Below are 285 nucleotides of genomic sequence, written 5' to 3'. Positions count from 1 at the left end.
ATTGTCACATCACTTGTCCGCGTCGCACTGGGGAACGACTCCGAGCGTCTGAACCACCAGGTGAAACGACTGGTCAGCGCGCTCGTTGCCGACGGTGATAGCACGCAGGCGGCGGCTCTCACCAAGCTCCTCAACCAGCGCACTCGAAGCACAGAAGTCGCGCCCAGCCGGCTCACACAGAGCGTGCACGCGACTGCACCCACGACCAGTCTCGAGGCGCTGACCGCCCAGACGGCCGTCCCCGTCGACAAGGACTCGTCCGCTCCGTTGGCGACCGTCATCATG

General features: G+C 64.9%; 1 protein-coding gene. It reads left to right on the top strand.

Annotated elements, in window-relative coordinates:
• A partial coding sequence (locus SB658_RS23240; protein WP_410602634.1) for a hypothetical protein occupies positions 1 to 285 on the top strand: 285 nt, incomplete at both ends.

Source organism: Bacillus sp. SIMBA_008, assembly GCF_046535495.1.
Taxonomy (GTDB): domain Bacteria; phylum Bacillota; class Bacilli; order Bacillales; family Bacillaceae; genus Bacillus; species Bacillus subtilis.
This window is presented reverse-complemented; position numbering and strand designations above follow the sequence as displayed.